This window comes from Acetivibrio straminisolvens JCM 21531 (genome assembly GCF_000521465.1).
Classification (GTDB): Bacteria; Bacillota; Clostridia; order Acetivibrionales; family Acetivibrionaceae; genus Hungateiclostridium; species Hungateiclostridium straminisolvens.
Genome location: NZ_BAVR01000057.1, coordinates 1 through 25,132 on the forward strand (window position 1 = coordinate 1; position 25,132 = coordinate 25,132).

The window sequence follows — 25,132 nt, forward strand, 5'->3', positions numbered from 1 at the left end:
CTAACTGTTCACCATTTTCTAATATCGATACCAAATTTATCATATGCCAAATAACACTTCATCAAAATAATATTATTTGTTATATCTTTTGTCAACTTATGTAACGATTTATGGCTATAAAAACTATATTCGATACATTTCTTGAAAAACGTCGTAATCTTTTCTATGGACGTATTATAAGTCAGCCGTAACCTATGTTAGTTGCAATATTGACATAAACTTTCAAAATTAATATAATTTTTATATTCTAAATTATAAGGTGCTTTCTATGAACACTTACAAGCATAAACCCAAAAATACTATTCAAAAACATATTGATATTTTAAAAGCTACTGTACTGGCTACATACAAAGAGTGGGCAGCATATAGAAGCCACATGGCCGTCTCTATTTTTGTCGGACCTGTGTTCTTCCTTGTCCAGGTATTTATCTGGAATGCCGTTTATTCTATCAATGATTCGGTTTCAGGTCTTACCTTAAATCAAATGCTTACATACTATGGAGTTGTTACGGTTATAAACTATTTAACTTTTGATTCTGCAGACTGGAATCTTCAAATGCTGATACGGACGGGAAAATTCATTACTTTTATGCTTCGTCCCGTTTCCCATTGCTATTATGCTTTCTGTCAAAAAATAGGCCATAGGCTTTTGGCATTATGGGTTGAGTTTATTCCGGTTTATCTTTTATTCCTACTCGTATTTAAGATAAACCTGGTACCCGCGAACCTGATATGGGCATTAATTTCTGCTACTTTAGGCTTTATATTAATGTTTTTAATGAATTATTGCATAGGTATAACCGGGTTCTGGCTCACAAAAACAGAAGGGCTAAGAAGGGCTTTTATTATATTGAGGGACCTTTGTGCCGGCGTTCTGGTTCCCCTCACGCTATTTCCCGGCTTTATACAAAAGATATTGTTTTTTCTTCCGTTTCAGTTCATCACATATGTTCCAACAAGGGTTTTTATCGGTTCATACGAGCTGGCAGGAATAAGTCTGCCTATTCCCTATGTTGTTGGAATGCAGGCAGTGGCTGTAATAATTATGTTTTTGATATATAAGCTTTTATGGAGTCTTGGCATTAAGAGATTTACGGGGGTGGGTGCATGATATCGGCTATACGGATACATTTACAGGGAATAAAAACCAGCTTGGCAGTTAGGATGGCATATCGTGCCGATTTCTTTATCAGCGCCTTCATCATGCTCATATCAGAGTTCTTTGGCCCCCTTTTGACATATTTGATATATAGCAATGAAACCTCTCTTCCCGGTTGGAGCATGTATGAAGTATTGCTTATTCAGGGAATATTCCTTTTGTCAAAGGGTGTTTCTTTTCCTTTTTTCTTCGGCATGGTATGGAATACATTAGAAAGAGTTCATGACGGAACGTTTGACCTTCTCCTCATTAAGCCCAGATCAATACTTCAGATGGTTATTGTAACAGGCTTTGATTCGGAGGATTTGGGAAAGCTCATAGGAGGCGTGGCTTTGTCGGGCTTTGCTCTGTACCATTTGCCCCGTCCGGACCTATACGAATGGTTTAACTTTGTTGCTTTATTTGTTGTATCACTGGTCGTAATGTTTGGCTTTGCGCTTATACTCGCAGGTTTATCAATTGTATGGATAGCAACTACAGGTATATGATATTTTCTCCTCTATAGCCAATTTCGGTATGTACCCTTCTTCAATTTTTTCAAAAGCGCTTCAAACATTTATTACTTCAGCTATTCCCGTAGCCATGCTTGGATTTATCCCCGCATCGGCCTTGCTGGGAAAACCGGATGAAAATACTTTTTATGCAGTGATCATGAGTTTCGTGTTTTTATTTGCAAGCTTGCTGTTTTGGAATACTATGATTAGAAAATATACTAGTTCTGGTGGTTGATATTATGATTATAAGAGTGGAAAACCTTACTAAAATATATAAAACTTACGAACGGGGAAATACTTTCAGAGAAGCTGTTTACAGTCTCTTTGTCCGTAAGCCGAAATACGTGGAAGCATTAAAAGGTATCTCCTTTAACATAGAAAAGGGGGAACTGTTGGGCTTTCTTGGGCCTAACGGTGCAGGTAAATCAACAACATTGAAGGTATTGACCGGAATACTCTTTCCTACCGGCGGAAAGGTTGATATCATGGGCTATACTCCTTGGAAGAACAGGAAAAAGTATGTGGCTCATATTGGTGCCGTATTCGGGCAAAAATCACAGCTTCTGTGGGACATCCCCCCTGTTGATGCCTTTTATCTGAATAAAGCCATATATTCCATTCCCGATAAAAGCTTCAAAAAAACTATGGACTATATGGTGGAGCTCCTCGATGTGGGAGATCTAATAAGAAAGCCTACAAGGCTTCTTTCCCTTGGCGAAAGAATGAAATGCGAATTTATTATGGCAATGCTTCACAATCCTGAAATTGTGTTTCTTGATGAACCGACAATAGGACTTGATGTCATTGCAAAGGATAAAATCCGGGAATTCATTCTTGAAATGAACAAACAGGGGGTAACATTCATTCTTACCACCCACGACCTTGATGATGTGGAGCGCCTAGCAAAAAGAGTTATAGTTATCAATCACGGACAAACGGTGTTTGACAACTCCATCGATGCCTTAAAAAGTCATCTCGGCGAGAAAAAGGTAGTATCAGTATCCACCCACAACCCCTTGCCTTCATTGGAAATGCCCGGAGTACTGGTGAAAAGCAAAATATCCGAATACAATGCCGAGCTTGAACTTGATGTCGGTAAACTGGAACTTAACAAATTTATTGATTATATAAACAAAAGCAGCATAATAAATGACTTGTCGGTTCAGTCGCTTCCTATTGAAGACGTGATAAAAGACCTGTATTCATAATATCTTTCTAAAACATTTTTTAGCATATAAATGTAACGCAAAGCCTCTTGTCAACATAAAATATTATGTAAACCCATCGATATCCGTAGTAAACAACTGCCTTAAAATCAGACTTTTTCCAAAGCTTCAAGGCAGTTTGAAAGCAAGAGGTGATTCTAATGCCCGACAGTGTTACCATGGCTAATTACAATATTAGTTTTTCAGGCCAAGTGGAAAATCCCGGCGATAATACTCAGACTTGGGTCTACCGCATAAGAAAAATCGGAGAACCTATTCCCCAAATAAACCTCTGGATTTTGGTTCTCTGCACTGACCCTAAGCATCATATCATATCATCAACCGGTGCCGGAACTGTTGAATTTGGAGTCTGCCCGACATGCTTTCCCGGCATGACCAATACTATAATGTGGAAAGATCTTAACAACCAAAATATAAACGGTCTTTACTCCTTTACAATCAAAGGTTTATTTGAGCCGGCCGATATTCCTGTATTTCTCTCTGCCGGAAATACTTTAAATACAGCCTTATTACCGGCCCCAGCTGTCAACCTATGGAACCGAATAATGTCAAATTCTATATTTTATAATAATTCAAAGGTTACCGGAAAACTTCCGATAGCCTTTACTACTAATTATTTATGCTTTGGAATTTTTAGCCTCTCTTTTCATCCCTAAATAATTCCTGACCACACAATATTGCGAAGGTTGATAACTGCTTCAGGCTCCCAATCTACATCCTTATTCAAAGGACAGATATATGCAAACACCATGTTTTCCGCCGGATCCATGTATAAACCGCTAAGGCCCGCTCCTTCATGGGAAAAAGAACCCGGTGAAAGGAAGGTATTGTTTGAATAAACATTCAAACCAAGGCCATATTCCATTTCAATTCCTCCTGCATCCCAGCAGTAGTTGAGAACGCCTTTGGTATGGTTTCTGGTCATACTCTCTACAGCTTTTCTGGAGAGAATCCTCACACCGTTTAAGGTGCCCTTATTAATCAGCATCTGCCCAAGTTTCTGCAAATCTTCAAGGGTGGAATACAAACCGCCCGAGCCTCTTGGAGGAGCCCAATCAGGCCTTTTTTTACCTCTTCCAAACCATTTTTTATCCCATTCACTTGTAAAGCAAATCCTGTGGGTGAGCTCTTCAGGAACGTCAAAAAAAGTGTTATCCATCCCTAAAGGCTTTGCTATATTGTCTATTATGTACTTTTCGGCAAATACTCCCGACACCCTTGTTATTATTTCCGACAATATGGTAAAACCTGTAGATGAATATCTCCACTCTTTGCCCGGTTCAAGCAATAGAAAATCCCTTAAGGAATCTCTTATCCAATTTTTAGTATCAAGCCATCGCCAATCCAGGGATATGGTTCGAAGAACACCCCGGGGTCCGGTCTTAAGCCCGATGTATGAGTCAAAAGGTGAAATATACTGATCTTTTCATGCACGGGAGTTTTAAACTCTTCGATTATTTCCGCTACCGGCTGGTCAAGGCGAATCTTTCCTTGCTCCACCAGTTGAAGTATCGAAATCGCTACAAACACCTTTGTTATAGACGCTATCATCCTTATGGAATCCGGTTGAAAATCTTTTTTGGCATCATTATAAAGCAGCTTTCCCATCGAATTATGTGCAATTATCTTGTTATCTTTTGAAATTATGTAAGCTGCAGCCTGAAGTCTTTTTCTTTCTATAAGGCTCGATAAATGCTTGTCAATGGTTTCAATTGTCTCAGACAAATAACCTACACTTTCAGGTTTAATGCCTGTATCCTTTCGATGTATCTTTAAGCTTTTCTCCTTACCCATAAATTTAGCCTCCAAATTTTGCTTATCATCCGTTTATCTACGTTCTTAATACTCTTTTCTTCATTTTACCATGGTTTAATATGCTTTGAATACACCAAAAATAAATAAAGCGGCATAAAACAACACAATCCTTGACACGGTTGTTCACATTATAGTAATATAGGATAACCGCGAACTTAATATTTAATATATTTTTAGTTTAGGAGCAAGTATAAGCATGAACAATAAATGGAATAAAAATATAGTACTTTTTTGGCCAGCCAAACCATATCACTTTTCGGCACTGCGCTGGTGCAATATGCAATAACATGGTATATTACATTAAAAAGCCAATCCGGTGTAATGATGACTATATCAATTATATGCGGTTTTGTGCCCACCTTTTTTCTTTCGCCCTTTGCCGGGGTATGGGCCGATCGCTACAACAGAAAAATGCTCATCATCCTTTCGGATTCACTGATTGCAATCTCAACATTGGTTTTGTCCGTATTGTTTTTTATGGGCTACGACTCCATGTGGCTTCTTTTTGTGATGTCTGCCATACGGGCTTTTGGTTCGGGAATTCAGACACCGGCCATAAATGCATTTATACCACAGCTTGTATCCAAGGATAATCTTACCAGTGTAAATGCAGCAAATAGCAGTATTCAATCCCTGGTTATGCTGATATCCCCTATGATTAGTGCTGCCATCATGTCTTACGCTTCAATTGAAGCAATATTTCTTATTGATGTTTTTACCGCGGCATAGCAGTTATGATACTTATGTTGTTTTTACACGTTCCGGCACATGCAAAGGCTTCAAGCAAACAGGAAGTAAGTTATTGGAGTGATATGAAAAAAGGTCTTGCCTATATAAAGAATCACAGCTTTCTTAAGGCATTCTTTTCATATAGCACATTCTTCTTTATATTGATTTCACCGGCTGCCTTTTTGACACCCCTTCAGGTAACTCGCAGTTTCGGCGATGATGTTTTACATTTGGCTGCAGTCGAAATCACCTTTTCTGTTGGCATGATGCTGGGTGGTATCGCTATTGCACCTTGGGGAGGATTTAAAAACAAACTTCTGACAATGTCGCTATCAAGTCTTGTGCTGGGATGCTCAACCTTTGCTTTGGGAATTATCCCTGTACTGTGGATTTACCTATTTTTCATGCTGTTAACGGGAGTTGCCGTGCCTTTTTTCAATACCACGTCCACAGTTTTATTGCAAGAGAAAGTAGAAGAGGATTATTTAGGAAGGGTATTTGGAGTCCTTTCCATGATATCTAGCATTATGATGCCAATGGCAATGCTTGTCTTCGGTCCATTGGCGGATAGAATTAAAATAGAATTCCTGCTTATCGGCACAGGTGTCCTAATGGTCCTCCAGAGCATTCTAATGTATGGAAGCAAAGCCCTAAAAGAAGCAACAAAACCATCATCTATCCCTGAGCAATCCTCTTAGTAAAGCTATTCGGCATTTAAAGTTTTAATTATTTTTATAATCTCTTCAGGTTCTCTAGCTAAAAAATCAGGATTGCCGGTTGACAGGAGTTCGGCCGACTCACCCCCCCCATGTAACGGAAATTATCTTCACCTTTGCTTTCTTACATGCTTCAACATCTCTCAGCTCATCGCCTATATATACTATATTGCTTTTATCAAGGCCATTTTTTTTGATAAAGGTATTTATAATGTGATGTTTCCCAAAAATATTTTTTGAAGAGTAAATACCTTTGAATATATCCAAGTCATTTCTTTGTAATACCGCTTTTATCGTACTTTCAGTATTCGATGATATAATATGTAAACTATATTTTTCTTTTTCAAGAGTGTATAATACCTCTTTCATTCTATCAAATACTTTAATCTTCGATATATTTTCTTTAAATTTCTCATTTACCTTATGTGCCAAAAAAGGTATTTGCGTTAAAGATATGCCAAGTACATTGCACTTTTCCACAATAGGACGTTTGCCGAGCTCTATTAAATCGGAGGGATTTAACTTTTTGAGATTGCACTCCTCAGCTATTTCATTATATATTTCAAGCCCTATGCCTATTGAATCAACTATCGTTCCGTCAAAATCAAATATTAGTGTGTTCACCATATCCTTCCACTACCTTTCATGTCTAATCGCGCTGATATACTAACGGCTAATTTAATGTTTTTCTCCAGCCTCTAAGTACTTTTGTCCTCAGCTTAAAGTTCATTAATGCTAAATAAACTACATCCCATTATTATATACTATTCTTTGTAAAAATAATAGCAGAATTTAACATTGAATATTTCGCAAAACACAAAAGAAGCCCGGCAGATATTGCATACCGGCCAGGCTAAAAATTTTTTATTCTTATATATTTTAATTCTTTTCACCAGTGCCCAATTCAAACTCTATTACCGTTGTCAGCTGGCTTTCGTCAATCTTTTCTTTTTCATCTTCCTGCACAACCATAATTTCAATCTTTGCCTTATATTTACCAGATGTCAGCTTATTTCCCTCTTTGTCCGTCATATCCCATTCATCCTGCCATTTTATAGCTTCACCCGGGTTAATTGTTTTCATTATCAGAGCCAGTGTAAAGAATTTGTCGTCAGAATACCTATATACTTCCTTGCCTTTCTCATCGGTTATGACTACTTCAAACTGCTGTCCGGAACCAAACATCAGCTCTTTTGCCTCTTTATAAAGGTTCACCAGCTCAAAATCAAATACAACCTTGCCGTCTTTTATTTCATAATTTCCTCTGGTCTCAAATCTCTCCTCTGCTATAGGCTGAACATCAGCCTCCTTCTCTTTTTCTATAGACTGAGCTGTATTAAATACCAGAGCAGCCAATTCACCATATGTAACTCCTGCCTTTGGATCAAAAATACCTCCGCCTTTTCCTTTGGCTATATCTTTCATATATGCCACCATAACAGATTGGTAATATTTCGAATCTACTTGACCCAGATCATCATAGATTAACATTTTAATTACCGCAATTTTATCAAGTTCCTTTCCTGTTTTGTCCGCCCACATCTGCATCAATTCATGGACAATGGATTCTCTTGTCACCGAACCCGGTGTACCGCTGTAATCTTTATCCAACACAAGTTTTGCTAAGTTCTGAAAATCCGTTGCTTCAATGGCAGAGTTTAAATCCTTGCCGCCAAATACATCTTTTACATCGTAGTTTTTTGATAATTGGTCTATAAAGACCTCAGACCAATGCTTCATCTGATAGCTTATCGGAACCACTTCCACATCTGTTGCCGATACAGGCATTATCTCTATCGTCTGGGCAAATGATGCAGTAGTAAAAACTGAAGCTAAAGCTATCGGCAAAATAAAAGTTTGAATAACTTTTCTTTTCATAATAAAACCTCCACTATTTTTGTTGTTTTTTATTATAGACGCCAATAACTATTATTATGTTCCCTTTAAACTACCATGAAAGATAGAAGCCATTTCATTCCAAGAGGCCAATAAAAGCTCGGGACATCGAGTCCCTTCGCTTTTGCCTCTTTCATTTCATTCCAAGAGGCCAAATAAAAACGCCTGAACAAATTCAAGCGTCTTATGTTCGAATGGCTGGAGCCACCAGGCGGACTCGAACCGCCGACCGGCGCATTACGAATGCGCTGCTCTACCAACTGAGCCATGGTGGCATCAGCATTTATACATTATTTAACTTACATAAAAATATTAATTCCAAAAAATCATTTTGTCAAGACCAATACTTTCTATTTTTTCACTTTATTTCATGACTTTTTTGGCTATTTCCTTTACATTGAACTTTACCTTTTCCTCATCGATGGTCTTAAGCTCTCTATTTTCCATAACGATATTGCCGTCAATTATTACCGTGTCAACGTCTGAACCTTGTGCAGAATATACCGTAGCTGCAACCGGATCATTTACGGGACACAAATGGGCTTTATCCATATCTATAAGGATGAGATCCGCCTTCATACCCTTTGAAACTTCTCCAATCTCACCTTCAAATCCAAGGGCCTTTGCTCCGTTTACAGTTGCCATCTTTAACGCAGTGGAAGCATCAACCAATGTAGGATCCATATGAACCCCTTTGTGTATCAGCGCAGCCAAATGCATTTCCTCAATCATGTTAAGGTTGTTGTTGCTTGCGGCGCCATCGGTTCCTAAAGCCACATTGATACCGTTTTTAAGCATTTCATCCACTTTCGCTATTCCGCTGCCAAGCTTTAAATTGCTGGTGGGATTGTGAATTACATTTACGCCCTTTTCCTTGATTATTTCCATATCCCTGTCGGATAAATGCACGCAATGTGCCGCAATTACAGGAACATCAAAAATCCCTGTCTCACAGCAAATTTCCGCAGGACTCATACCATACTTTTTGATGCTGTCTTCACACTCTTTTAGAGTTTCCTGCACATGTATATGAATGCCTGTATTGATCTGTTTTGCAACTTGTGCCGACATCTTAAGTGACGGCTCGTCAAAAAGGTAAACCGAATGGACTTCTACATAGACTTTTATTCTTCCGTTAAAGCTGTTGTTCCACTTTTTAAAATACTCAAAACACCGAACGGCATCTTCCGCACTTTTATTGCTGTCTTTAAGGGGACTTCTGCAAAGATTCGCTCTTATACCGGTCTCCGAAACAGCCTTTGCCACCTCTTCCATGTGAAGATACATGTCGGCAAATGTGGTGGTACCGGACTTTATCATCTCAGTTATTCCCAATAGCGTACCCCAATATATATCTTCCGGGGTGAGCTTTTCTTCGACAGGAAGCACATTGCCGAAAAGCCAGTCCTCCAGAGCAAGGTCATTTGCAAAATTCCTAAGTATTGTCATTCCGCTGTGGGTATGGGCATTTACAAAGCCCGGCATAACCAATTTTCCTTTTGCGTCTATGACTCTGTCTGCCCTAAAGTCCCTCAAAGCCTCTTCCCCGGTATCTATAAAATCAATATAACCATCCTTTATGCCCAAAAAAGCATTATGCAATACGTCATTTGAGGCATTGCAGGTAATAACACCGGCATTTTTAATCAAGATGTTCACTTATACAAGTCTCCTTTACATACAAATACGATTGCAACTCATATTTGCAATTTATCTAGCACCAACTGTCGAGATACTTTTTCTGTTCCTCGGTAAGCTCATCTATTGTTACTCCCCAGGATTTAAGCTTCATTAATGCAACTCTTCTGTCGATTTCCTCGGGCACGTCCAAAACCTTTTTTCCGAGATTTGAATAGTTCTTAAGCACATACTCTGCACTAAGCGCCTGAAGAGCAAAGCTCATATCCATAATTTCCGCAGGATGTCCGTCGCCGGCAGCAAGGTTTACAAGCCTTCCTTCTGCAAGGATATTTATCCACCTGCCATCCTCCAGCATGTATCCCATAATGTTTTTGCGCTGTTCTTCCTTGCGGACAGCCATTTCTTCCAGTTCCTTCACACTTACTTCCACGTCGAAATGTCCGGCATTACACAATATAGCTCCGTCCTTCATCAACTTGAAATGGTCGCGATGTATCACTCTGGTGCAACCGGTTACAGTAATAAACAAGTCACCAATCTTTGCTGCGTCCTCCATAGTCATAACCTTAAATCCGTCCATAACAGCCTCAGCCGCTTTTATTGGGTCAACTTCACACACAATAACACTGGCACCAAGTCCTTTAGCTCTCAAGGCAATACCCTTGCCGCACCATCCGTAACCTACTACAACAACATTTTTTCCGGCCACGATGAGATTGGTGGTTCTGTTTATACCGTCCCACACCGACTGACCCGTACCGTATCTATTGTCAAACAAATATTTGCAGTAGGCATTATTTACTGCCACCATGGGGAATTTTAACACCCCTTCTTTCTCCATCGCTTTAAGCCTTATAACTCCTGTAGTCGTCTCCTCGCATCCACCCATCACGTGAGGCAGAAGCTCGGTCCTTTCGGTATGCAACAGATGAACAAGGTCTCCTCCGTCATCAATAATGATATTTGGCTTGCATCCCAATGCAAGGTTCAAGTGCTCCTTAAACTCCTTTTCTGTGGCATTATACCATGCATAAACATCAAGTCCGTCTTCTACGAGAGCAGCAGCGACATCATCCTGAGTCGACAATGGGTTGCTTCCCGTAACTGAAACTTCTCCACCGCCTATGGCAAGGAGCTTCGCAAGATATGCAGTTTTTGCCTCAAGATGGACGGATACCGTTATCCTTATCCCGTCAAAGGGCTTTGTCTTTGAAAACTCTTCCTCAAGGCTTCTTAAAAGCGGCATGTTTTTCCTTACCCAATTGATTTTCTGCTTGCCGGATTTTGCAAGGCTGATATCACGAATAACACTTTTCATACTTTATACCTCCCAGACGGATATTACTTTTTTTACCAATAAGGTAAATTTATTTTCTGCTTCTTTTGCTGTTTTCATAACCTCTTCATGAGTTAACGGCTGGTCTAAAATACCTGCTGCCATATTGGTAATGCATGAAATTCCCAATACATTCATATTCGCATGTCTTGCGGCAATAACCTCGGGAACCGTAGACATACCGACAGCATCAGCCCTCAATATACCAAGAGCCCTTATCTCGGCAGGCGTCTCATACATGGGTCCTTGGGCAAAAGCATAAATTCCCTCTTTTACATCCACTCCTAAATCCGAAGCAACCTTTTTGCACATTTCAATAAGCTTCGGGCTGTATGCCTTGCACATGTCCGGAAATCTCAATCCAAACTCATTTATATTTTTGCCTCTTAAAGGAGATGGTGCAAAAACTTATGTGATCCTTAATAATCATCAGATCTCCCGGCTTGAAATTTTTATTTATTCCACCGGAAGCATTTGTGACGATAAGATTGTCTATTCCCAACATTTTAAATACTCTGACGGGAAAAACAATCTGTGAGACATCGTATCCTTCATAGTGATGAAAACGCCCTTTCATGGCAATTACGCGCCGGTTTCCCAAATGTCCGTATACAAATTTGCCGGCATGTCCTTCAACGGTAGTCAGCGGGAAGTTGGGTACATCCTTATAATCAATCTCAATACTGTTTTCAATCTCGTCTGCCAAAGGACCCAAACCCGAACCGAGAACAATGGCAATATGCGGCGTTTCCTTTATTATCCCTTTGATAAATGAGGCCGTTTCCCGCACCTTTTCATATATATTGTCCATTTTCAACCTCCTTGAGGATATAGTTTTGAATAATTGCATGATATTTATTTTTCTTCCAAATTTATTGTTTTATTAATTACCATAAATTTAACCTTACACTAAGATATAGTATCATAGTTTGACAGTAAAAGACAAGCTTACTTTAGTTTTTGTTTTTTGACCTTATAAAAAATATTGAAGCAAAAACAATTATTGAAACAAGAACAACAACCGAATTCAAAAAGAATACCTGCCTGATTCCAATTAAGTCGCTTACGGCACCGCCGCCTGTACTTCCAATTATTCTGGAAATCCCCAGACCTATAACGGAGTTTACCGTCTGTCCCGAAGCCTTTAACTCAGGGGGTACTTCATTATTAATATAGGTTGCCATGGAATAGGCCAAAACAATGAACATAAAACCGTGAAGAATTTGAAGTACAAGTACTAAATAGATATTGTCAATCATCCCCAGACCTGCCCATCTTATTACCGCTATAAATGCGGCACCGAACAGCGTAAGTTTAATCCCCAACCGTTTTATTATTTTGTCCCCGAAGAGAAGAAAGATTATCTCGCTTGCTGAACCGATAAATACTGCCAATCCGAGAATAGTATTATCGGCTCCCATGTTTTTATAGTAAATCGGAAAAAAAGTATTATAAAAACCCATGGTAGTATGAACTACAACTGTAAATCCCAAAAGCAGCACAAGCTCCCTATTCTTAAAAACCTCAAGGATGGAAAGCTTGTTTCCGTTTGATTGATGTCCCTTTACCGTTGGCATCCTAAATGCCGTCAGCAATGACATAATACCTATAACAAAACATATAATGAAAATCCCATTGATATTTTTTCTTGTCAATGCCCCTCCAACAAATGCCATAACCGCATATCCCAATGCACCGGCAAGCCTTATCGGACCATACTTCCACTTAGTGGTAGTAATGTATTCCAATGTTATCGCATCACCTATTGGAGTAATGGGTGTTTGAAAAAAGGCATAGACAACGAATACCGCAAAGATATAATAATAATTTCCCGAAAGGCGAAACAGCAGAATAGCAAAGCTGCTAAACAGCAATAAGGTTTTAAGTACATTATTCTTGGCTTTTGCCCGGTCACTTATGACACCCCAAATAGGTTGTGCAAACAGTCCTACAAATGAGCTTATCGAAAGAAATGTTCCTATGTCTGTATTGTCATAGCCGAGGCCTTCCAGATACACAGGCATAAATACCCCAAATACAGCAAGACCCATATAAAGCAAGGAATAAAATAGAATAAAAGAGTATGGGTACCTCCCAGAATGTCTAACATTATCCAAAGTCATCCTGCCCCTTAATTATTTTTTTAAAAGCCTACATTAGAATATTTTATACCTACATCAAATCCATGTCCAGAATAAAAATGCAGATAAAAAACGCCAAAAAAAACAGTTCTTTCGGACTTAAATTTATAGTCGGAAAGAACTGTTTAAATCGATTTACCCGTCCATTAAAGCAACTTTCTTCTGTTCGTCACATACAATAAGCTTTCTTTTATTGTCAATAGTTGTACTGAGCATAACCTTTCCGTCCCAAAGGTCAACAATATGCTTCATGGTCTCATAAGCATAGCTTAATTCAATTTCCCTTCCATCGTATTCATGTTCCAAAAACAATGTATTATCCTTTTGCACCCATTCAGACACTTTAATAACAGGTATGCTGGAAAGGCCCACGCTGTTTGCTATGGTATCCCTTATACCTTTCCAACCTTCTTCATCCGATACTTCCGTTATGATGTAGCTACTGCCAATCTTGGTATATTCAAAAAGATTCATTTCCTCACAAAGTTCCCGGGTAAGATATTTTCTTATAAAAGATTGATCCCTTTCAACTTCTCTTACTTCAAATATTTTCTTCGGGTTGTCTTCATACTTTTTACTCAAGTCTTCAAATATCTTAAATCCGATGTAATACGGATTCAACTGTCCTAAGAGGGGTCTTATAACCTGATTGTGCCTTTTTAAAAACTCAAAATGAAGCCCTTGCTCAAGATTTAGCTTGTTTAAAATATTATAATGCCAGAAGCTTGCCCATCCTTCATTCATTATCTTGGTCTCAATCTGTGGAAGAAAATACAGCGTTTCATCTCTGACTATGCTTAAAATATCGCGCTCCCACTCAGTAAGCTTGCTGTAATTCATAAAGAACAAAAGCATATCCTCTTCGGGTTCAACAGGAATTTTCTTAAAATCCGGAGGCAATTCCTCATCTTTCGACTTGGGTTCTAAAAGAGGGTACTCACTTTTAGGCCTTCTGTACCTTTCCAGCAACTTCTTCCTTTTCTCTTCCTGGGATAGCACTTTTACGCCGATATTACGGGATACCTGATACTTAATGGCATGGGCGGCATTAAGTATCTTTTCAACTTTTGCATAACCTATTCCCGGGTCTTGAATATATTCCCTGATCCTATTGGCATGGTTTTTAAACATCTCTACCGTGTCTTTGGCCCTGGTGCCAAGTCTAAAAAGCCGGTTGTTCTTAAAAAAGTCATTATGACCGTAAACATGTGCTATCGTTAGTATCTGCAAAAGCAGAGTATTGTCTTTCATAAGATAGGCTATGCACGGGTCCGAGTTTATGACCATCTCATAAGGCAATCCGGTCAAATTGTACTTGTGAAGGGTTTTGGTTCTCTCATAGCTTTTTCCATAGCTCCAATGAGGGTAGTGCGAAGGCATACCTACATAGGTTTCATAAGCAATCATATCCTCGTAGCTGCATATTTCAAATTCTTGCTCATAATAGTCAAGGCCTTCGGCACGGGCAATTTCTTCTATTTTCTCATTCCATTCCATAAGTTCCTGCATACTGTATTCAGTCATCTCTTCACCCCCATTTATGTCCGTTACTCCCCTTCTTTTTCAAGGAGCTTCTTTAATCCCGGAAGCACATCATCCTTATTGGTCATTGTGATAACGGAAAAATTCTCTCTTTTGATACTTCTCTGAAACTCATTTTTTATAGTACTTCCGGAAGAATAGTATCCCGGCACTATTTCACCGTATCCGAACAGATTGCAAACATCGCAAAGCTTAAGTCCGAGTTCTACAGCCTTTTTATTGTCCTCAGACCAGTTATCGCCGTCACTGCAGTGAAATGCATATATATTCCAACTGTTGGGATTATATCTTTGCTCTATTATTTCAAGAGCCTTTTCATAGCCGCTGCTGATATACGTCCCTCCCGATTCACCCCTATGAAAAAATTCATTTTCACTGACTTCTTTCGCAGTGGTAGTGTGAGCTATAAAAACAACATCAACGTTGGCATATTTTAATTTTATAAACTGGTACAGCAGGAAGTAAAAACTTCGAGCCAGATATTTCTTTGTCTGATCCATAGAACCGGAAACGTCCATGATACAGATAACCACCGCATTAAAGTCCTTTTTGCGGTCTTCTCTAACCCTTCTGTACCTCAAATCATCCTCGCTGAAAGGAAACCTCTTTCCGATGTTCTCTGATGTCTCCGGCACATTAACATCTTCTTCGTCCATTTCTTCCGAATCGTTCAAATCTCTGCTATTTCTTAGATACGCTTGCTTTCTTTTTATTTTTTCAATAACGGAACGCTTCTTTGCAAGTCTCGGAGGTATCCCTTTTCGCTGATAACCGAGGTTTTTATAGCTTCTGATGGATTCCTGTTCTGCAATCCTCTTTTTATCTATATCCGGAAGGTTCAAATCGTCAAAAAGATAATTGATGAGTTCTTCAATTGTAATCTCTGTCTCGTAAATTTCTTCCCCTTCCTGATTTCCGGCCTGCCCTGCTCCCTGCCCTTTTTTGCCTGCCTTCTCCTCACCGATTTTTTCTCCGCGCTTCTCCGTCCCATCCCCAGAACCAACCGAAGGACCGTTTTTTCCGTATATAAACTGATATTCCTTAATACCTCTTATAGGTATTTTTATTTTTTTGTCCTTGCTCTGTCCTATGATACTTTCCTCTGCAATGATATTGCCTATATTCTTTTTTATAGATTCTTCAACCAATTCCCTGTGGCGCCGCCTGTCTTCAGCAGCTCTGTCTTTGCCGCTGCTCATGTATTCCCTGAAAATTGCCACAACACTCACCCCCCGGTTTGATTTTTGCAGGATTAAGGGGTTTAATCCTTCCACAAGTTGTTTGCTGCATACTTCAATATAACATTGCAGCAATGGTCGCAATATCCGTTCTTTTTCATCTCTTCAACCATTGTATCGTACTTTTCGCTCTGCTCTTTGTCCCTTACCTTTGCCTGTGTAATAACTCTGCTAAGCTCCTTGACCGATGCTGTAAGTTTCTTTTCGATAGCTTCCTTTAATGGCTCGTAACTGTTAAAGTCAAGCTTGCCGCCATTTCTCAAAACATAGAACATATATGCCGTAACATCGGCTCTAAATCCCTTTGCAGCAGTATCGGTAATTCCTATTTGCTCCTCTATGGATCTTAGGAACTTTTCGTCCGGCTCAAGCTCTTCTCCTGTGTTCCTGTCCTTTATCTTTGTTTTGTTTACAAAGGCCTCGGCATGGTCAAGATAGTTGTTAAAGAGGCTTTCTGCCTGTTCTCTATAACCGTGAATAAATGCCTTTGTAATTTCCTTTTCCAAAATCTTGTTGTACTCTTTTCTTATACTGTCCTGCACAAACCTCAGATATCTTTCCCTTTCTTCATCACTGATTGCCAGCTCCTTTACCGATTTAACCAGTGTCTCCATAACTGATATTGGGTTAATGCAGTTATGATCCGATTCCGACAGAGTTGTGTCCAGCACCTTCATGATAAACCTGGTGGAAATACCGGTCATTCCTTCTCTAGGTGCCTCTTCCTTGAGTTCGAAAATATCCACTTTTCTGGTCATACCCTTTTCAATTACTTCTTCGCCGTTGTATATCTTAAGCTTGGTTATTGGGTCCACCTTGTTTGACGGCGCAAGTCTTGTCAGTATTGCAAACATTGAAGCAATCTCAATGGTGTGAGGTGCTATGTGGGCATCAAACTTACTCTTCTTTAGTATTTTTTCATATATCTTTATTTCTTCGTTAAGTTCCAAACAATACGGAACTTCAATTTTTACAATTCTGTCAAGTATTGCTTCATTTGTGTGGTCCGATTTAAACTTGTTCCATTCCGCCTCATTGGAGTGGGCCAGAATTATACCGTCAAAATATATCATTGAACCTTTTCCGGGAGACGGAATCGACTTTTCCTGGGTTGCCGTAATCATTGTATGCAGGTACTCTGTCTCATTTTTAAACACTTCTATAAACTCAACAATACCGCGGTTTCCAACATTGAATGCACCGTTTAACGAAAGGACTCTAGGGTCATCCTCAGGATACATGTCTATCTTGGATATGTCGACGCTGCCTATGAGAACTGACGTATCCTGATTGTTCGGATCAACAGGCGGTACTACGCCGATACCCTTTCTTGACCTAATGGAAAAATCCACTGTCTCAACAGGAAACTTTTCATATTCTCCGTTAAACTCATTTTTAAGTCTATAACGGCAAACAGGGCACAGATCCCCTTCTATCCTTACATTCAATATTTCTTCAAATTCCTTTCTCAAATGCTTAGGTACAAGATGCAAAGGTTCTTCCCTCATAGGGCATCCTTTCAATGCATAAATTGGCGGACTCATTTCCAGTGCACGTTTCAAAGCTTCCATCAATGATGACTTACCTGCACCGACCGGTCCCACCAAGTAAAGCACCTGTCTTGCTTCTTCTCCCGCCATAGCAGCCGAATGGAAATATCTCACGATTTTCATGATTGTTTTATCGATTCCGAAAAACTCATCATCAAAAAATTTATATTTTTTATAACATCATTTCCATAAATCCTTCGAAGTCTGGGATTTTCATCGGTCCGAATTACAGTTACACCCGGCTCTGTGATGAGCTGATACATCCTTTGGTGAGCAAGCATCGTAATCTCTGGGTTTTCTTTCACAATGTCGAGGTACTCAAGGAAAGTTCCTTCAAATTTTTTGCTCTTGTGTTCTTCCCTATCCTTGCGTATAATGCTTGAGAAATCTCGTTTTTCCATATTTTATTCCCCCTCTTTCCTGGAATATTCGTTAAAAATGCTACCATTTTCATGACCAAAGCTTCTTCAACCCTTTATAAGATTGATGCCATCACCAAATTCCAAATAAAAAATAAGTGGAATCTAAGATATTATTTTATATGGTTGACCCTTGTATTAGTTTCATATTTTCATATATATTACTGAATTAATTATAAAATACTGTCTTTCAGAACTGATTTACAAAAAACGATGGCTCAAAAATCTGTCGTTCTAAATGTAAAAAAGCTGAGTATTATTGAGTATTATATAGAATTGCTTATTTTTATTATAACATACACGCATGTTAATAGCCATATTTTTTGTATGGAAAGCATGGAAAATTATCTTTATCATGTTTTACATTTTTATGGTATAATAAATTTAATGAAGGTTAAAATTTACAGGGATTTACAAAATGCTGGCTTATGTAGATTCCCACATAAAGGAGATGATACTTCCCATGAATTCTAAGATTTCCAAAATTGATTACAAATCAATTATCCTCTGGACCGTCATGTTACTGGCAGGATTTTGGTGTCTTACAATAGGAATCGGTCATGAAACTTTGTGGTATGATGAGTCTTATTCTGCTGCCATTATCAATCATTCAATCCCTGATATTATCAGAATCACTGCAGCTGACAGTCACCCGCCTTTATATTTTATAATGCTCAAGATTTTTAGCGCCGTATTTGGACGCTCAGAAACGGCATTAAGACTTTTATCGGTACTGGGAGTATTGGCATTGGCAGCCCTTGGTACAGGACCGGTAAGGCGTGTTTTCGGCAAATTTACAGGCATGATATACACATTCTGCGTAATTGCAGCACCCATAAGCGTATCAATAGGGCAAGAAACCAGAATGTATACATGGGCAGCTTTCTTTGTTACAGCCAGTGCTTTGTATGGCTATCTTGCAATACAACAGGGCAAAACATCCGATTGGATTAAGTTTGGACTTACTACACTGGCATCCGCTTTTACCCATTATTATGCACTGCTCGCCGTTACTATTTTAAATGTACTTCTTTTTGCTTGGGTGCTTTTAGGATTTATAATAAAAAAAGATAAAAAGAATTTGACAAGCTATCTAATTACTGCAGGCGCAGTGGTATTATGCTATTTACCATGGATTTTTATATTGTTCAATCAGGCAAAAAGGGTTTCTAAATCCTTCTGGATACCCCCTATCACAGAAGATGTTCTCTGGCAGACCTTGGCGTATCCGTTCAGGCCAAGTTTTTGAAATTTAGAACTGCCGAGATATTTCTCTTTGTTGCAGCGGTGCTCATACTATGGGGATTGGTATTGTCTATCATAAAGCGCAAAAAGGAAGGGTTAATGTCTTTATTGGCATTATTAGTATATTCATTAACCCTGATAAGTGCAATTGTTCTATCCTATATAATCAGACCTCTTTTGGTAGAAAGATATATATTCCCGGTAACAGGAGTGTTTATTCTATCCTTTGTATACGGAATATCCATGTTAAATAGCAAAGGGGCTTCAATATTTGCTTGCTTGGCACTACTGTTTGTTTCAATTTCACAAAACCAAATAATCGTTACAGAAAGATTTAACGGTCCAATGAAAGAAGTGTGCGATTTTGTTAACGAAAGTGTAACTTCTGAAGATGTTTTTATTCATACCGACGAACATACCTTCGGAACATTTTGTTACTATTACCCCGACAACAAGCATTATCTATACTTGCCTGACGGTTTCGAAGGATATAGCGGATATGAAGCTTTTTCAACTAATGGATACTACGGTTCGGATGTTAAAGAGTTTATAAAAGGCAAGGAAAACATATGGCTTGTAAACCGTGAAGGTGCTGAAACCACCTCATTCACATCTTCCTTGTTCACGGAAGGTGTCTTGAAGGGAAAAGGCAGTATACATCGTTTCCATCTTTATCCGCATTCTTTTTACGCTGTTCTTATTAGAACGGTTCAAGCCGGAGATGCAGTAAAAAATTAAACTCATGAAAGTCTAAAGATAATTCACACTTGATAGTTCACAATTGCCGCCATGAACTGTAAAAATCACAAAAAGTGGCGGCTTTATACTTTTATCATTGGGTTATTCTCATTTTAGTCGGGTAATATATCCTTCAATAAATCAAACCTTTTTAGCGCATTAATATATTGTGCAACACAAGCAAAATTTTGGAGGTCTTTTTCGTCAAGTCCTTGAAAAGCACATATTTCGTCCCAAAGCATCGTACTTCCTTCTACGGTAAAAAAACCTGTCACTTCGTCAATACCGACAAAAATCCTAGTAATATCCCCACTCCAAATACTATTAGGGTCTTTATTTTCGTCCCTATAAAAAATTTCGCCATTGCCTGCGTTCTCAAGGTAAAAAGCTCTCGGAATTGGGGTTTTACCGGCGGGAAGTTTTTCTGCATAAACTTCATTCATAGTAACATTATAAATGATTATATCAGCAGCTCTTTTTTCATCTATCTCAGTCAAGATATATTTATTTTGCAGATACTCAATCAATTCCTTTCCCGATTTTCTATTCGGTTTTAGTATATCTTTATACTGCTTCCAAATAGATTTCCATTCTTCAAGCATATCTAAGGTCGGTTTTCTTGTTATCATATTGATGTTCTCCTTCCGTATCGTTAATACAACTCAATCCTCCTCAAACCTCAATATTCTTATACAGTCTTTGAGCAATATATAATATCTATATCGCCGTCTACAAATCCAATCCCAACTGCATCTGCTCCCTTCAGGATGTGTACATAGATACCTTCATCAAGATATCGCATTACAATTTCTGTAATATATTTCAAACCATCTTCCCAATACTCAATATTTTTTGATCTTTTAATAAAGCATATATCTTCACCTGTGGTAAAAAAATCTGTGCAAGCCCAATCACTATCATCTTCATCAAATTCATCCGAACCTATTAGCTGAATATCATATGTTCCTTCTGCCCCTTCATATAAATTAAAATTAAAAGCTTTAATCCCTTTTGGAAGCTCTTGGCTCAATATTCTGTCAAGCCAATCGAAAAAAAGCATATAGTCATTTAAAATCCCGCCATCAGATGCGTTAAAAATACTCATGTATCAAACCTCCCAAACTCAAAATTTTTAAAATAAGTTTCCTGAACAATCCCTTTATTATAATCACAATAACATTTCAAACTCAATTTCGTGCAATATGGGAATATTGTCATAACCATGCAAAGGTATTTGCGGTTTGATTTTTCGAGCCTCATTTACTGAGTTTAAATATATATTGCAAAGATTGAACCCTCTTTTCTGGTAATACCGAATCGCACGGGTATTATCGTTCGTAGTTATCAACCAGACTCTTTTGCATTTGCACTCTTTTGCCTTTTCTATTACATGGTTGATTAACTGTGTTCAAACTCCTCTATTTTCAACCAGACTATCAAGAGAAGCAATTTCACAGCTATCATCCGTTATGGAATATGTTATTATACCGATTATTCTACAGTTTTCCAAAGCAATGAAACCCGGTAAATCTTCAAATGAATGCACCTTTCCTTTTGATACAATAATTGAACTACTCCAGTTTTCAATTGCCAGTTTCACAACCTCTTTTCTATAATCGTCATCTATTTGCTTTATGAGAAACATGCTGTAACCCCCACTTATTTTTATATTTCCTGTAATGCATCGCAAAATTCTTCCTATTATTTGGTTACATTGCATCAAAGCACATCTTTGAACCGCGAATCCTCTTGATCATTTATCATCTTCATGGAAATAAATACTCCTCATAATTTTCCTCAACTTCCCATTCCTCCATTATCTCGCTAACAGGAGCAAATCCAAACTTTTCATACATTCTAACCGCTTTTTCGTTGCAGGCTGCAACCGTCAAAAATATCTGCGTACGGTGAGTTTGCTGAAGTTTTGCTACAGCAAAATTCAATAACTCTTTTCCATAACCTTTACCCTGATGCTGCAAAGCTACCATCAATCTCTCAATTTCATAACAGTTTTCCTCTTCGTTATGATTAATGCTGATACTTCCGACAAGCTCGTCGTTTTCGAACCAAAGATACGTTTCGCGCTTTTTCACTTCATCCGGCGGAAAAAACTGGCGTATGTTGCTTCGCATTTTGCGAAGTAAATCAGCAAAAGTATCATTACCCACCCTTTGATATGCATCGTAATATTTGTCTTCAAACAAAGTCAGCTTTGGCTCTAAATCTGAAGTAACTTGTCCTCCTCTATATTCCATTCTTATAAACCATGCATAAGCAGTACCGGTTGCTTCGTCAAATCGAAACGGATAGTTTTCTTTCATATTTCTTTCTCCTTTTAATTCCTATAAACCATACCATTCATCTATTAAGATTGCATATTCATATGTATCAACCCAAATGCATTCTCCCTTCTCATCCCGCTTAAAAAATATATTCTTAAGTAAATGTCCCTCTCTCCTCATATTTAAGCGTTCCAACAGCTTCCATGATGCTATATTTTCCGGATTGCACATAGCAACTATTCTACGTGCCTTCAACTTTTTGAATCCATAATCGATAACTGCCCGGCAGCTTTCCGTTGCATATCCGTTACCATAATACTGAGGATTAAAAACGTATCCAATCTCCCAGTTTAAAAATTCCTTTGGCTCCTGTTGATTAAAATAAACATTGCCTATCAATTTATTATTGGCTTTTAAGCATACAGCCCAAAAGGCTTTATTTGATGAACGTTTAACGGCTTCATTTTTACAATCTTCTTCTGTAAAAACACCGTATGGCTCATATCTTACTACTTGTTCTTTAGAAAGATATTCATTAATCTATCGGTTTCTATTATAGACATTTTGTGCCCCCCTTTTATTAAAGTCCGCATCATCCAATGGCATATGAATATAAAAATGCGATATATTGTATTTTTTGAGATTGTCAATACAATAATCTTTCATTCCATATATAAAATCCCATGCATCATAATGTGAAATATCTTGTCTTCATCAAATAGACCAATTACGTATTCTTTTAATTCAGATGCTTTCATATAGTCCTCCCGCCATCTATTTACAATTAATTCTCTACTGCAAAAAACTTCTCTAGAAAATTTTATATAGAAGTTTCTTATTAGCTTTATATTCGGGCTAACATATAGCGAACCATTATTTCAAATATCGTTCTATAAATTTATTATACAAATCATTACCATTATATACAAGCAGCTGAAGTATAAACAACAACTAAACAGCCATATTTTCCCGAATCAATTCTGGCTGCATTAATGATATAATATTGTACGGATAATAATTATATTGGTGCAAGCATTATAATTCATTATAAGGAGGATGTCATGAACAGCTTATATAAATACTCAAAAAACATTGTATTATTTATAACATCCTCTCTTGCAGGAATCATACTGTTTCTCTGGCTGATGTCGATAAACCTTGGTTCCTCCGTTATGACCTCCGATTTTCATAAGAAATTGTTCGAAAAAAATAATATCTATAATGAAGTTGAAAGTGAAATTAATAATCTAATACACGGCATATTTATAAATTTAAGCAGTCAGTCGCCACAGCTTAGCGACCAGCAAAAGGAAATATTTGTCATGCTCCAAGACTCCATTTCGCCCCAAATGGTAAAAATAAACCTTAATACGATAGTTGACGGCCTGTTCAAATACTTTAGCGGGGAAAAAAGCTTTTGCCCGATATCATTATTGACGCCGATTCAGCGTCTCCACAAAACCCAATGGAGACAACAGAAGATTCATTAGACAGCATCCCCGATACTTCAAATTCCGAGTATGTCTTAAGCAAAATAAAGCGGGTCAATCTCAATGCAATACTTTTGTCAATAAATCGCAGTGATATTTTAAATATGCTGCTTCTTATCAAGCTGATTTATTTCATCATAGATTTTGCACCGGTATTTTGCGTATTGCTTCTGGCACTGTTGTTTCTAATAGCACTGTTATTTCAGAGAAACATCAAAGAAATACTTAGATGGTTATTTGGGTTATTAATGACTTGCAGTATTTTAAATATTATAACAGCCATATTCTGTCTGGTATATTCCTACAAAATACTTCCCGGGAATGTATATATGCTTTCCATGACCATTCCGCTTAAATCCGAAGTACTTCTATCCTACGTTCAGGACTGCCTCGTCCCTCTACTTGTGTTTTGTATGGCTTCAGGCATCCTCATGACGGTATTGTCCTTTTTGGTTTTGTCATTTAACGGCACTGCGGATAAATTTAGCTCTGTAAATATATTTAAATTAAATCTTTCAACTAAATACAAAAAAATATTGGGATACACTGCAATAACGGTACTATTGCTTTTTTCCCTTTCATTTCTTTGTTTTGAACTGTACTCCTTTAAGAAAGAGTTTGAATCGAATAATTTTTCAAATTTAATATCAAAGCTGACAAATTCAAATTCCTATACAGAAATAATATCTGCAAAAGACGATACAATTTACACCCTTCAGATTAAACTTATTGACGCAGAAGACGATTCTCCGGTTTCGGGTATTCAAATAAGCATAAACGGCAAAACTGACAACCCTGAAAAATACCATAATATTGCAGGCATAACCGATGAAAATGGCACTGTCAAATTTACACTGGGAAAGGGAACTTTCCACCTGGTATTTTCTCCAATGAGCGGAAGCACTGATTACATTCTGCCTTCTCCATTTTTCTACGAATTAAAATCAGTGGGAACAACCATGCTTACAGTTAATCTCGATAAAAACAGGGCATTAACCCAAAACAACGGAATTGCCGAAATTGAAGTACTGGATGAAAACAACCTTCCCGTAAAAGGTATTGAACTTTACGTTGACAGCGTGCAAAATCCCGCGCACACTGACGAGCCCACTCCTTCTGCGAATGTATCAGGGGCTACACCTCTAAAAAACACAGAAGTATCCCGTAATCCCGACAGGTTTTTCTCCGTCACCAACGAAGAAGGTATTGCTGTATTTAAGCTCCCTTCAGGTGTATACAATATAAAATTTTCTCCGGACAAACTTCCTAGGGATTACAAAGCCCCAGAGCTCTTTGAAATCAATTGTTCTCCTGACCTCACAACAAGATATACAATACGTCTGGTTAAAGCTCCGCAGTAACTAAAGTAACATAATTCTCCTTTTTTGAATATTATGTATAGCAGGTAACTATGTTTAATGTGAAAGGAGAAATCATTATGGATTATTACTACTATCTTTGTGTCCGTATCCATA

General features: G+C 38.1%; 23 protein-coding genes, 1 tRNA gene and 4 pseudogenes. 10 read left to right on the forward strand and 18 right to left on the reverse strand.

Annotation, left to right across the window (positions count from 1 at the left end; translation table 11 throughout):
- Positions 1 to 268: 268 nt before the first annotated feature.
- From JCM21531_RS13520 to JCM21531_RS13535, 5 genes are all read left to right on the forward strand, one after another.
- On the forward strand, positions 269 to 1,111 hold the full coding sequence (locus JCM21531_RS13520; RefSeq protein ID WP_038290698.1) for an ABC transporter permease: 843 nt from the start codon (positions 269 to 271) through the stop codon (positions 1,109 to 1,111).
- Positions 1,108 to 1,647, forward strand: a complete 540-nt coding sequence (locus tag JCM21531_RS23955; RefSeq protein ID WP_279379069.1) for an ABC-2 family transporter protein — start codon at positions 1,108 to 1,110, stop codon at positions 1,645 to 1,647. The genes JCM21531_RS13520 and JCM21531_RS23955 overlap by 4 nt, the downstream gene beginning before the upstream one ends.
- Positions 1,648 to 1,675: 28 nt before the next feature.
- Positions 1,676 to 1,888 (forward strand): ABC-2 family transporter protein, encoded by a 213-nt coding sequence (locus tag JCM21531_RS23960; protein ID WP_279379070.1) that lies wholly within the window; start codon positions 1,676 to 1,678, stop codon positions 1,886 to 1,888.
- A gap of 4 nt (positions 1,889 to 1,892) precedes the next feature.
- On the forward strand, positions 1,893 to 2,861 hold the full coding sequence (locus JCM21531_RS13530) for an ABC transporter ATP-binding protein (protein WP_038290699.1): 969 nt from the start codon (positions 1,893 to 1,895) through the stop codon (positions 2,859 to 2,861).
- A gap of 158 nt (positions 2,862 to 3,019) precedes the next feature.
- The gene (locus JCM21531_RS13535) at positions 3,020 to 3,535 is read left to right on the forward strand and encodes a hypothetical protein (RefSeq protein WP_243467691.1); all 516 of its coding nucleotides are present in this window, start codon (positions 3,020 to 3,022) and stop codon (positions 3,533 to 3,535) included.
- Here JCM21531_RS13535 and JCM21531_RS23965 read toward each other — a convergent pair.
- Positions 3,532 to 4,167 carry a serine hydrolase domain-containing protein gene (locus tag JCM21531_RS23965; RefSeq protein ID WP_038290700.1) on the reverse strand — a complete coding sequence of 212 codons (636 nt, stop codon included), beginning with the start codon at positions 4,165 to 4,167 and terminating at the stop codon, positions 3,532 to 3,534. The genes JCM21531_RS13535 and JCM21531_RS23965 overlap by 4 nt on opposite strands.
- 23 nt (positions 4,168 to 4,190) lie before the next feature.
- A complete protein-coding gene (locus JCM21531_RS23970) occupies positions 4,191 to 4,673 on the reverse strand; it encodes a serine hydrolase domain-containing protein (RefSeq protein WP_038290701.1) in 483 nt (160 codons plus the stop codon).
- 217 nt (positions 4,674 to 4,890) lie between these two features.
- Between JCM21531_RS23970 and JCM21531_RS13550 the strand changes: the two are divergent.
- Positions 4,891 to 6,121 (forward strand): annotated as a pseudogene (locus tag JCM21531_RS13550) (MFS transporter).
- Between the two features lie 99 nt (positions 6,122 to 6,220).
- Here JCM21531_RS13550 and JCM21531_RS13555 read toward each other — a convergent pair.
- From JCM21531_RS13555 to JCM21531_RS24545, 11 genes and pseudogenes are all read right to left on the reverse strand, one after another.
- On the reverse strand, positions 6,221 to 6,766 hold the full coding sequence (locus JCM21531_RS13555) for an HAD-IA family hydrolase (protein WP_243467692.1): 546 nt from the start codon (positions 6,764 to 6,766) through the stop codon (positions 6,221 to 6,223).
- Positions 6,767 to 7,018: 252 nt separating this feature from the next.
- A complete protein-coding gene (locus JCM21531_RS13560; RefSeq protein ID WP_038290703.1) occupies positions 7,019 to 8,017 on the reverse strand; it encodes a BsuPI-related putative proteinase inhibitor in 999 nt (332 codons plus the stop codon).
- 217 nt (positions 8,018 to 8,234) lie between these two features.
- Positions 8,235 to 8,310 (reverse strand) — tRNA-Thr (locus JCM21531_RS13565).
- Between the two features lie 88 nt (positions 8,311 to 8,398).
- Positions 8,399 to 9,694 (reverse strand): amidohydrolase, encoded by a 1,296-nt coding sequence (locus JCM21531_RS13570; RefSeq protein WP_038290705.1) that lies wholly within the window; start codon positions 9,692 to 9,694, stop codon positions 8,399 to 8,401.
- 55 nt (positions 9,695 to 9,749) lie between these two features.
- Complete coding sequence (locus JCM21531_RS13575) at positions 9,750 to 10,994, reverse strand: adenosylhomocysteinase (RefSeq protein WP_038290706.1); 1,245 nt, start codon at positions 10,992 to 10,994, stop codon at positions 9,750 to 9,752.
- A 3-nt stretch (positions 10,995 to 10,997) separates the two neighbouring features.
- Positions 10,998 to 11,823, reverse strand: a pseudogene (locus JCM21531_RS13580) (purine-nucleoside phosphorylase).
- 142 nt (positions 11,824 to 11,965) lie between these two features.
- Entirely contained in the window at positions 11,966 to 13,135 is a 1,170-nt protein-coding gene (locus tag JCM21531_RS13585) for an MFS transporter (protein WP_038290708.1), read from the reverse strand.
- A gap of 153 nt (positions 13,136 to 13,288) precedes the next feature.
- On the reverse strand, positions 13,289 to 14,677 hold the full coding sequence (locus JCM21531_RS13590; RefSeq protein ID WP_038290709.1) for a SpoVR family protein: 1,389 nt from the start codon (positions 14,675 to 14,677) through the stop codon (positions 13,289 to 13,291).
- 23 nt (positions 14,678 to 14,700) lie between these two features.
- Positions 14,701 to 15,915: a sporulation protein YhbH gene (yhbH, locus tag JCM21531_RS13595; protein ID WP_038290711.1), complete on the reverse strand. Its 1,215-nt coding sequence runs from the start codon at positions 15,913 to 15,915 to the stop codon at positions 14,701 to 14,703.
- 41 nt (positions 15,916 to 15,956) lie between these two features.
- Positions 15,957 to 16,787: a hypothetical protein gene (locus JCM21531_RS24540; RefSeq protein WP_369347662.1), complete on the reverse strand. Its 831-nt coding sequence runs from the start codon at positions 16,785 to 16,787 to the stop codon at positions 15,957 to 15,959.
- A gap of 15 nt (positions 16,788 to 16,802) precedes the next feature.
- Positions 16,803 to 17,884 (reverse strand): annotated as a pseudogene (locus tag JCM21531_RS24545) (P-loop NTPase family protein); the annotation flags it as partial.
- Positions 17,885 to 18,320: 436 nt separating this feature from the next.
- On the opposite strand from JCM21531_RS24545, the gene JCM21531_RS22390 reads away from it, so the two are divergent.
- On the forward strand, positions 18,321 to 19,151 hold the full coding sequence (locus JCM21531_RS22390; RefSeq protein WP_243467693.1) for a glycosyltransferase family 39 protein: 831 nt from the start codon (positions 18,321 to 18,323) through the stop codon (positions 19,149 to 19,151).
- Complete coding sequence (locus tag JCM21531_RS22395) at positions 19,148 to 19,885, forward strand: hypothetical protein (protein WP_243467694.1); 738 nt, start codon at positions 19,148 to 19,150, stop codon at positions 19,883 to 19,885. The genes JCM21531_RS22390 and JCM21531_RS22395 overlap by 4 nt, the downstream gene beginning before the upstream one ends.
- Positions 19,886 to 19,998: 113 nt before the next feature.
- Here the strand turns inward: JCM21531_RS22395 and JCM21531_RS13610 are convergent, their stop codons facing one another.
- The 5 genes and pseudogenes from JCM21531_RS13610 to JCM21531_RS13630 all read right to left on the reverse strand — a co-directional run bounded on the left by JCM21531_RS13610 (position 19,999) and on the right by JCM21531_RS13630 (position 22,707).
- Entirely contained in the window at positions 19,999 to 20,514 is a 516-nt protein-coding gene (locus JCM21531_RS13610) for a hypothetical protein (protein WP_038290713.1), read from the reverse strand.
- A gap of 59 nt (positions 20,515 to 20,573) precedes the next feature.
- Positions 20,574 to 20,990, reverse strand: coding sequence for a hypothetical protein (locus JCM21531_RS13615; protein WP_054847112.1), 417 nt, complete (start codon positions 20,988 to 20,990; stop codon positions 20,574 to 20,576).
- A gap of 63 nt (positions 20,991 to 21,053) precedes the next feature.
- A pseudogene (locus tag JCM21531_RS25125) lies at positions 21,054 to 21,530 on the reverse strand (GNAT family N-acetyltransferase).
- Positions 21,531 to 21,651: 121 nt separating this feature from the next.
- Positions 21,652 to 22,206 (reverse strand): GNAT family N-acetyltransferase, encoded by a 555-nt coding sequence (locus JCM21531_RS17905; RefSeq protein WP_054847113.1) that lies wholly within the window; start codon positions 22,204 to 22,206, stop codon positions 21,652 to 21,654.
- Between the two features lie 21 nt (positions 22,207 to 22,227).
- Positions 22,228 to 22,707 (reverse strand): GNAT family N-acetyltransferase, encoded by a 480-nt coding sequence (locus JCM21531_RS13630; RefSeq protein WP_054847114.1) that lies wholly within the window; start codon positions 22,705 to 22,707, stop codon positions 22,228 to 22,230.
- A gap of 521 nt (positions 22,708 to 23,228) precedes the next feature.
- On the opposite strand from JCM21531_RS13630, the gene JCM21531_RS22400 reads away from it, so the two are divergent.
- Complete coding sequence (locus tag JCM21531_RS22400) at positions 23,229 to 23,657, forward strand: hypothetical protein (protein ID WP_243467695.1); 429 nt, start codon at positions 23,229 to 23,231, stop codon at positions 23,655 to 23,657.
- Positions 23,633 to 25,018, forward strand: coding sequence for a hypothetical protein (locus tag JCM21531_RS13635; RefSeq protein WP_243467696.1), 1,386 nt, complete (start codon positions 23,633 to 23,635; stop codon positions 25,016 to 25,018). The genes JCM21531_RS22400 and JCM21531_RS13635 overlap by 25 nt, the downstream gene beginning before the upstream one ends.
- Positions 25,019 to 25,132 lie beyond the last annotated feature (114 nt).